The following is an 8,672-nucleotide window of genomic DNA, read 5'->3' as shown; positions in this document are numbered from 1 at the left end:
CCGGCCCGCTGGATCAAGATGATGAAGGAAGCCATGAAGATGGCCATGCAGGATTTCTGCAGCCTCCGCATGGTCAACGAGTATGAACAGCATTTCTACCTGCCGGTTGCCGGATGTCATGACGAACTGCTCGCGGATAATGCCCGTAAAGCCGATGAATTACGCCGGCAGCATCATCGACTCCACCGTTTATGGGATAAAATCCATATTGAACCACCCCAGCGGAACAATGGTGGTTCTTTTATGGTGGGAGATGTCTTCAAAGCAACATCCATTGTTCACCTGGGAGAACTGCGTCCTGACGAAGTAAACGTGGAATTGTATTATGGCCCCACCCAGTCCCTTGAGCGGATAGATCCCGGAATGACGGAAACCATGTCAGTAGAGGAGGATCTCGGCAATGGTTCCTATCGTTACGGCTGTACCTTCCATTGCGATCTCGCCGGCCGCTACGGTTTCACCGCCCGGGCTACCCCCCAGGGTGACCGCCGGCTCAGGTATGATACCCGGTTTTTTACCTGGGCACGATAAAATAAAGGTATAAGATTCAAGGTGTTTTTCTATACCATAAACCTTATACCGTACACCTTATACTATAAACCGAGGTCAACATGTCTGCCAGCAGTAAAAATCCCCGGGTTCTGATCGTCACCCCGGAAGTCACTTACCTGCCCAATGGTATGGGCAACATGAGCAACTATCTGACTGCCAAGGCCGGAGGACTGGCGGATGTTTCCGCCGCTCTGATCAGCGCCCTTTTTGAACAGGGAGCAGATGTGCATGTGGCCCTGCCCGACTACCGAAACATGTTCAACACCCAGATCCCTGAACGACTGCGCCGGGAATGGCAGGCAATCCAGGCACAGGTACCGGATGAACGTCTCCATCTGGCCGAAGACCGGGTTTTCTACTATCGCAGCCAGGTCTACTCCAATTACGGCTGGAAAAATATGCTGATCAGCATGGCCTTCCAGCGGGAAGTTATCAATAACATCATCCCCCGGGTTCAGCCTGATCTTATTCACTGCAATGACTGGATGACCGGCCTCATTCCGGCCATGTCACGGCATCATGGCATTCCCTGTCTCTTTACCATTCACAACATCCATACGGTAAGAACCACCATGGCCCATATTGAAGACCGTGGCATTGACACCGCTGAGTTCTGGCATAATCTTTATTTTGAACGACCGGCCTACAACTATGAGGAAACCCGTGAAAGCAATCAGGTCGATTTTCTCACCAGCGGTATTTTTGCCGCTCACTTCGTTAATACCGTGAGCCCCACCTTTCTCCAGGAAATTGTTGAAGGACAACACGATTTCGTTGAGCCCCAGATTCAACAGGAATTGGCAAATAAAGGGCACGCCAGTTGTGGAGTCGGGATCCTGAACGCTCCGGACCCATCGTACAACCCCAGTACAGACCAGGATTTATCCTGCCGTTATGATCACACAAATTTTAGCAGTGGGAAACAGGACAATAAGCGAATACTTCAGGAAAATCTGGGGCTGATTTTAGATGATCGGGCCCCTCTGTTTTTCTGGCCTTCGCGGCTGGATACAATTCAAAAAGGCTGTCAATTACTGGCTGATATTCTTTACCGCGTTGTCTCCAGATACTGGCAGCAACATCTGCAGATCATCTTCGTCGCCAATGGTGAATTTCAACAGCACTTCAAAAACATTGTCAATTTTCATCAGCTTCATGACCGGGTAGCCATCTGCGATTTTAATGAAGCCCTGGCCCGCCAGGCTTATGGAGCATCGGATTTTATCCTGATGCCTTCACGCTATGAACCTTGTGGTCTGCCACAGATGATCGGTCCCCTTTACGGTTCCCTGCCGATAGCCCACGATACCGGCGGCATTCATGATACGGTCGTTCATCTTCAGCCTGAAAAAAACATCGGCAACGGCTTTCTTTTTGAATATCATGATTCAACCGGGCTGTTATGGGCCATGGAACAGGCAATGAATTTCTACAACCTGCCGGAAACAGTCAAGAATAAACAGATCAAAAGAATTATGAAAGCCAGTACCGCCACTTTTAATCACGAGGTAACTGCCCGCAGATATATGGACCTTTATGAAAAAATGCTCCAGCGACCGCTGCTGAACCGATAAGCATAGGAATATTATGCATGATTCCCATTATTAAGCTTGGCAGCTCAAGATCATTTTCTGATATAGCGCTTTCAATATTTCCAACCCTATGTTATAATTTTAATCGGAATTGCATTTTTCAAATAGTATAATGCTGCCTGCACCAACATTACTCCCAGATACCCCCTAAGAGAAATCCGCCCAAACAATCATGAAGGAGAAGACCGTAATGCCGAAACGTTTTATCAGTTTTTTATCAACCCTGATCATTTTATTTTCATTATTTTCTTCCGCCCAAGCAGCAACTACCTGGATCAACAACGTTGAAACTGCCAAGAAGAACGCAGCTACAGAGAAGAAGGATATGCTGCTGTTTTTTTCCGGCTCTGACTGGTGCCACTGGTGCCAAAAATTGGACAAAGAAGTTTTTACCCAGGATAAATTTGCCCAGGAAGCGGGAAAGGATTTTATTCTGGTAAGTCTTGATTTCCCCCGAAAAAAAGAACTGGAGAAATCCATTAAAGAACAGAACCAGCAAATGCAAAAGGCATATGGAATAAGAGGATTTCCCACGGTCATCCTGACTGATGCCGATGGTAAACCATACGCCAGGACTGGCTACCAACAAGGTGGCGTTGATGCCTACCTGGCCCAATTGCACAATTTCCATAATAATAACGCCAAAAAAGATGCCTTATTGACCAAAGCCGACCAGGCTACCGGCCTGGAACGGGCAAAATTATTAGACCAGGCATTGGCAATGATGATGACAAATCATCTTCTGGGAGACCGCAATAAATTGATCGACGAGATCATCAAACTTGACCCCGATAACAAGGCCGGCCTGCGGGCAAAATATGAACTTCAGCATAAAGTTGCTCCCATTGAAAAAGCCCTGCAAAAGACGGGGAATTTTGACCAGGCTCTGACTGATTTGGATAAACTGCTGCAGGAAGAAACCAATCTCCAGCCGGAAGACCGGCAGCGGCTCTATCTTTTCAAGGCCAGCATCTGCCTGAAAGGGAAAAAAGACCGGGAGGCCGGCATCAGCAGTCTGGAACAGGCGGCCAAAACGGCCCCAAACACTAAAATAGCCAAACAAATTCCGGATATTATTGCCAATATTCGCGGAACAAAAAAATAAATAAATAAAATACTCAACTTTCTTAAGTTGTTCTAAAAACAGCGGAAAGAAATTTACCAGGATGTTCCGGCATGGCTCTCGCTCATTCTCGCCGGCCGTCCATGGCCTGCCTGTGCGTGCCGCACGCAGACAGGCCGGCTTGTGGGGACACCGCTAAAGCAATGTCCCCGCGTCCGCCGAGAATCACTTCGTGTGATTCGTTCGGCGGCCAATACCGCTATGAGCCAAGCCCGAACATCCTGTAATTATGTCCCTGGCAACGCAAGTCAGAAAGTTGAGTAAAATTTAAAAAAGCATTAAACATTGGCTGATACTTCTACCATTTCCGATCCCGGGATTCCACCCCCCATAAAAAAACTGCTGGCTGCTGATCTCTGGCTGCAACCCTACGAAGCTGTTTTATGCCGGCGGGCGGAAAAAACCAAAGCCAGGGAACTGCAGCTTACCCGGGGGGAAATCAGCCTGTGGGAGTTTGCCGCCGGACAGCATCATTTCGGCCTTCATTTCAACGGCCGGGAGTGGATCCTGCGGGAGTGGGCCCCGAATGCCACCGCCATCTTTATAATCGGGGATTTCACTAACTGGCAGGAAGATAACCGTTTCGCCATGAAACGGCTAAATTCCCTGGGGGAGTGGGAAATCAGGCTGCCGGCAGAAATTCTGAAACATGGTGACCTGTACCGATTTCGGCTTCATTGGCCTGGCGGTTTTGGTGATCGCATGCCGGCTTATGCCAGCCGGGTAGTTCAGGATTCCCAGACCCTGATTTTCAATGCCCAGGTATGGCAGCCGGAAAAGTCATACCAATGGCAGAGCCGTGAATTTCAACCAGCTGCCGATGGCCTGCTGATCTATGAAGCCCACGTGGGCATGGCCCAGGAAGAAGAAAAAATCGGCAGCTACCGAGAATTCACCGACCATATTTTACCCCAGATCGCCGCTTCCGGCTACAACACCATCCAGCTGATGGCCGTCCAGGAACACCCTTATTACGCTTCTTTTGGCTACCATGTAGCCAATTTTTTTGCTCCTTCATCACGTTTCGGCACCCCGGATGAATTGAAGAAACTGGTTGACCAAGCCCATCTTCTGGGGCTGGCAGTTATTATGGATCTGGTCCATTCACACGCGGTCAGCAACGAAGTGGAAGGATTAAGCCGCTTCGATGGCACAGAATACCAGTATTTTCACCAGGGACCACGGGGTCAGCATCAGGCCTGGGATTCCCGCTGTTTTGATTACGGCAAGCCGGAAGTGCTGCACTTCCTGCTGTCCAACTGCCGTTTCTGGCTGGAGGAATACCATTTTGACGGCTTCAGGTTTGACGGCATCACCAGTATGCTCTATGATCATCATGGACTGGGAAAAGCCTTTACCTCCTATGATGACTATTTTGACCAACATGTGGATGAAGATGCCCTGACCTACCTGACCCTGGCCAACAAGCTTATCCATGAAATCCATCCTGAAGGCATTGTCATTGCCGAAGACATCAGCGGCATGCCCGGACTGGCCCTACCCATTGAAGAAGGTGGCATCGGCTTCGATTACCGCTTTGCCATGGGAATTCCTGACTACTGGATCAAACTGACTAAGGAAGTGCGGGATGAGGAATGGCCCATGGAGAATCTCTGGCATGAGCTGAACAATCGGCGGATTCATGAAAAAAGTATCAGCTATGCCGAATCACATGACCAGGCTCTGGTGGGGGACCAGACCCTTATTTTTCGCCTCATCGGCAAGGAGATGTATGACCATATGCAAACCGGCGATCAGAGCCTGGTTGTTGACCGGGGAATGGCCCTGCACAAGCTTATTCGCCTGCTTACTCTGGCCACCGCCGGCAATGGCTATCTTACCTTTATGGGTAATGAATTCGGCCACCCGGAATGGATTGATTTCCCGCGACCCGGAAATAACTGGTCATACCACTATGCCCGCCGGCAATGGCGGCTCAGGGATGATCCACAGCTGAAATATCACTTTTTGGCGGACTTTGATCACGACATGATTGCCCTGGTAAAAAAATACAGATTGCTGGAAGGGCAAAAACCGGTACTGCTCCACCAACACAATGATGACAAAGTGCTCATCTTCCGACGCGCTGGACTTTTGTTTGCGTTCAACTTCCACCCGCAAAATTCTTACAGCCATTACCGGTTTACGGTGCCAATGGCAGGAGAGTATGAGATGATCCTTGACAGTGATTCTCCCCGGTACGGCGGCCATGGACGCCTGGAACCTGAGCAGAAACATTTTTCCCTGACCGGGACTGAAACCGGAAAGCCGCAGTTATCTCTCTACCTTCCTTCCCGCAGCGTCCTGGTGCTGCAGGAACCAAAAATTTAAACCTTTTTATCCCTCAGCCTTTAACCTTTAGCCTTTAGCTTCGCCCTCTCACGGGACAGATTTGCACTTTTGCTTCGCTTGCGCCCTGAGCAGCGAAGAAGTGCCCTTGGGGTGCTTCGCATGGGGACAGCACTAAAGTACTGTCCCCGATCCCGTGTATCCTTTAGCCTTTAGCCTTTAGCCTTTAACCTTATACTACACCCGCATAACCAACAACTTCACTGCCATAATAATAACCGCGACCGTCACCACTTTTTTTACCCATTGGTGGCCTTTAAGTACGGTAAGGTGAACCCCTAGCTGACCACCCACCACCGTACCGGCAGCCAGAGTCAATCCCAGCGGCCAGTTAACCTTATGCTGCCAGGCAAAAATACCCAGAGCCAGGAAGGTATAAATCAGAATACTTAAAACCTTTACCGCATTACCCCGAACCAGATCAAGCCCGGCCAGAGTAGTGGTGGCCAACACCAGAAAACCGACTCCGGCCTGGACAAAACCGCCATAGATCCCCACCAGAAAAAAGCCAAAAGCCAGCCAGCAAACCCTGGGTTTCTCCATGGCTGAATCTTTGCCCTTGGAAGCTTTTAAGGGATCCCACAAAGTCCACAGGGTGACAACGATCATTACCACAGCAAGGAAGTTTTTAAATGCTTCTTCACCGATAATCACCGCCCCCCAGGCTCCCAGCAGGGCACCGACAGTTGCCGGCAAAGCCGCCCAGAGGACATAACGCCAGTCAACCACCTGATGGCGGTGAAAACCCCAGACCGCCCCGACATTCTGCAAGAGGATGCCAACCCGGTTGGTGCCATTGGCCACCGTTGGCGGCAAGCCAAGAAATATCAACAGGGGGACAGTCAAAAAAGAACCGCCGCCGGCAATAACGTTCAAGGTGCCGGCAACAATACCAAAAAAGAAAAGTAACAGATATGAGGTCATGGGATAGCAGATATCAACCCTTACAGATCAACAACTTACTTTTGCCGCTCGGAGAATGGGTAACCGAAACCCGGGGAAATATTTTTTTAAAAAAATCAACCCCGCCGGAAATAAATTCTTTCGCGTCACCGGATCCCATGGAATAAATCCGCAGATAAAACAGCATCCTGATCCAGCGCTTACGGGGAACTTCATGTTCCATCAGCAGAATTATCCCATCTTCGCCGATAACTCGTTTCATTTCCTCCAGGGCCAGCAATCTGGCATCACCTTTCAACTCATAAAGGGCATGGGAACAGGTTACCACATCAAAGGAATGATCGGCAAAAGGCAGGCGGCTGGCATCTCCTTCGACAAGGGTAATCGACCCCGCAGGATCTTTCTCCCGGGTTTTTTGCAGCATCCCGTGGGAAAAATCGTAACCAACCAGCAACCCTTCAGGGTAGTGGCCGGCAAAATTAAGGATAACCGCACCGGTACCACAGCAGACATCCAGAATTTTCGGCTTAGATCCGGGACTGAGACCGGCAGCATCCACCAGAAAATCCCTGGTATCATCTTCATCCTGGCGGGCATGCAGGCGGATAAAGGCATCGTAAAAAGCTGAGAAAAAATCGTAATATTTACGTCTGCCACTTCTTATGGTCGACATCGCAAAGCCACCCATTCTCCTTCCGCCAGCTGATGATCAATAACAAACCCCTCAGCTTCATAGATTTTCCTGACCATTTCGAGCTGTTCAGCCAAGATTCCGGAAAGAATCAGCTGACCGCCAGGATGCAGTTTTTCAATCAATTCAGGGGCCAGTTTCACCAGTACCGGGGCAATAATATTGGCCACCACCAGGTCAAATTTTTCCTCAAGGTCATCAAGAGAACGTGAGGATAAGCTGATAGTTTGTTCACAGTTGTTTAACCGGCAATTTTTGGCGGCATTCTCCAACGCATCTTCATCTATATCAATGGCAAAAATTTGTCCAGCCCCAAGCTTTCGGGAGAGAATGGCCAGAATAGCACTGCCGGTTCCCACATCCAGGACCGAATTCCCGGGTTTTAATCTCTCTTCCAGCAAAGTTGCCGCCAGGCGGGTGGTTTCATGGGTACCGGTACCAAAAGCCATTCCAGGATAAATGAGGATCTGGCCGGGCTGCTCACCAGCTCCCGGCCACCATGGGGGCATCACCATCCAGTTTTCAGTCAGGTTCACCGGCCTGAAATAATCTTTCCAGCCTTCCATCCAGTTTTCCTGGCCGATTTTCTCAATCGCTATTTCCCCGGGATCCGTTAGAAAAGGGGATAACTGCCGGCAAAGAGCAGTCAGAACATCATGACATTCAGCCGGGAAATACGCAACTATCGCTGCCCGGTCATCATCTTTGTCAGGCTCCCAGATACCAGAACACCCGGCCGCGAAAAGCAGCCGGGTGATTTGTTGATAATATTCAGCCATCGGGGTAAAAGACAATGACCACCAACAGGGTAAAGGAGTACCCTTTCCCCCCGAAGCATGGTTCATCTCAGACATCCATTTATTCAATTCATTCTCATAACCACAAAGATCCGAGAATTCCGTCTTTGAACCAGAAAACGGACAAGTTTATTCTTTTTCGCTTTTTTGACGGCCTGACGAAAATCTTTTACTGTTTCAATATCAGAATTATCAACCTGGAGAATTATATCACCGGAATGCAATCCCCCTTCGGCTGCCAGGCCATCGGGATCAATACGGTTGATCACTACCCCGGAATCAAGGGGCAGGCGATACTGACCGGCCAGCTCCGGGGTAATCTGACGGACAGTCATCCCCAGGCTATCCAGGGTACCATCTTCCGAGCTGCTGTCGGCAGCCGTTTCATCATCTTTCAGTTCCGCAATTACCACAGTCAGTTTTTTCACCTTACCTCGACGCAGCACTTTCATTTTTACTTTGCTTCCCGGTGGCACCGCTGCCACAATCCGGGGAAGTTTACGCATACTATCCACTTCCTGACCATTAAAAGAAAGAATGATATCACCGGTCTTGACTCCCGCCCGGGCTGCCGGGCTGTCCTCAACCACATCGGCAACCAAAGCCCCTTTTTCACTGTCAAGATTAAATGATTCGGCCAATTCCGGGGTCACTTTCTGAATCTG

9 protein-coding genes are annotated in these 8,672 nt (G+C 49.6%); 5 read left to right on the top strand and 4 right to left on the bottom strand.

What is annotated here, in order from left to right; genetic code table 11:
• The 5 genes from U9P07_11310 to U9P07_11290 form a co-directional block, all read left to right on the top strand.
• On the top strand, positions 1-531 hold a 531-nt coding region (locus tag U9P07_11310), incomplete at its 5' end, for a DUF3417 domain-containing protein (protein ID MEA2109996.1).
• Between the two features lie 80 nt (positions 532-611).
• Positions 612-2,126, top strand: coding sequence for a glycogen/starch synthase (locus U9P07_11305; protein MEA2109995.1), 1,515 nt, complete (start codon positions 612-614; stop codon positions 2,124-2,126).
• Between the two features lie 208 nt (positions 2,127-2,334).
• A complete protein-coding gene (locus tag U9P07_11300; protein ID MEA2109994.1) occupies positions 2,335-3,249 on the top strand; it encodes a thioredoxin family protein in 915 nt (304 codons plus the stop codon).
• 71 nt (positions 3,250-3,320) lie between these two features.
• On the top strand, positions 3,321-3,494 hold the full coding sequence (locus U9P07_11295) for a hypothetical protein (protein ID MEA2109993.1): 174 nt from the start codon (positions 3,321-3,323) through the stop codon (positions 3,492-3,494).
• A 133-nt stretch (positions 3,495-3,627) separates the two neighbouring features.
• Positions 3,628-5,598: an alpha amylase C-terminal domain-containing protein gene (locus U9P07_11290; protein MEA2109992.1), complete on the top strand. Its 1,971-nt coding sequence runs from the start codon at positions 3,628-3,630 to the stop codon at positions 5,596-5,598.
• Positions 5,599-5,793: 195 nt separating this feature from the next.
• Here the strand turns inward: U9P07_11290 and U9P07_11285 are convergent, their stop codons facing one another.
• The 4 genes from U9P07_11285 to U9P07_11270 all read right to left on the bottom strand — a co-directional run.
• Positions 5,794-6,540 (bottom strand): sulfite exporter TauE/SafE family protein, encoded by a 747-nt coding sequence (locus U9P07_11285; GenBank protein ID MEA2109991.1) that lies wholly within the window; start codon positions 6,538-6,540, stop codon positions 5,794-5,796.
• Positions 6,541-6,553: 13 nt separating this feature from the next.
• Positions 6,554-7,192 (bottom strand): methyltransferase domain-containing protein, encoded by a 639-nt coding sequence (locus U9P07_11280; protein ID MEA2109990.1) that lies wholly within the window; start codon positions 7,190-7,192, stop codon positions 6,554-6,556.
• Entirely contained in the window at positions 7,180-8,055 is an 876-nt protein-coding gene (gene prmA, locus U9P07_11275) for a 50S ribosomal protein L11 methyltransferase (GenBank protein ID MEA2109989.1), read from the bottom strand. Before prmA ends, U9P07_11280 begins: the two co-directional genes overlap by 13 nt.
• Positions 8,056-8,072: 17 nt before the next feature.
• Positions 8,073-8,672, bottom strand: a 600-nt coding sequence (locus tag U9P07_11270; protein ID MEA2109988.1) for a PDZ domain-containing protein, incomplete at its 5' end; no start/stop codon positions are given.

Source organism: Pseudomonadota bacterium (assembly GCA_034660915.1).
GTDB lineage: Bacteria > Desulfobacterota > Anaeroferrophillalia > Anaeroferrophillales > Anaeroferrophillaceae > DQWO01.
Note: the sequence above shows the minus strand (reverse complement) of the source record. Positions and strands in the feature narration are given on the sequence as shown.

Bases quoted from the DNA above. Each gene is read 5' to 3' on its own strand.
- U9P07_11305 (MEA2109995.1), top strand. From the start codon at position 612: ATGTCTGCCAGCAGTAAAAATCCCCGGGTTCTGATCGTCACCCCGGAA.
- U9P07_11300 (MEA2109994.1), top strand. From the start codon at position 2,335: ATGCCGAAACGTTTTATCAGTTTTTTATCAACCCTGATCATTTTATTT.
- U9P07_11295 (MEA2109993.1), top strand. From the start codon at position 3,321: ATGGCTCTCGCTCATTCTCGCCGGCCGTCCATGGCCTGCCTGTGCGTG.
- U9P07_11285 (MEA2109991.1), bottom strand. From the start codon at position 6,540: ATGACCTCATATCTGTTACTTTTCTTTTTTGGTATTGTTGCCGGCACC.
- U9P07_11280 (MEA2109990.1), bottom strand. From the start codon at position 7,192: ATGTCGACCATAAGAAGTGGCAGACGTAAATATTACGATTTTTTCTCA.
- prmA (MEA2109989.1), bottom strand. From the start codon at position 8,055: ATGAACCATGCTTCGGGGGGAAAGGGTACTCCTTTACCCTGTTGGTGG.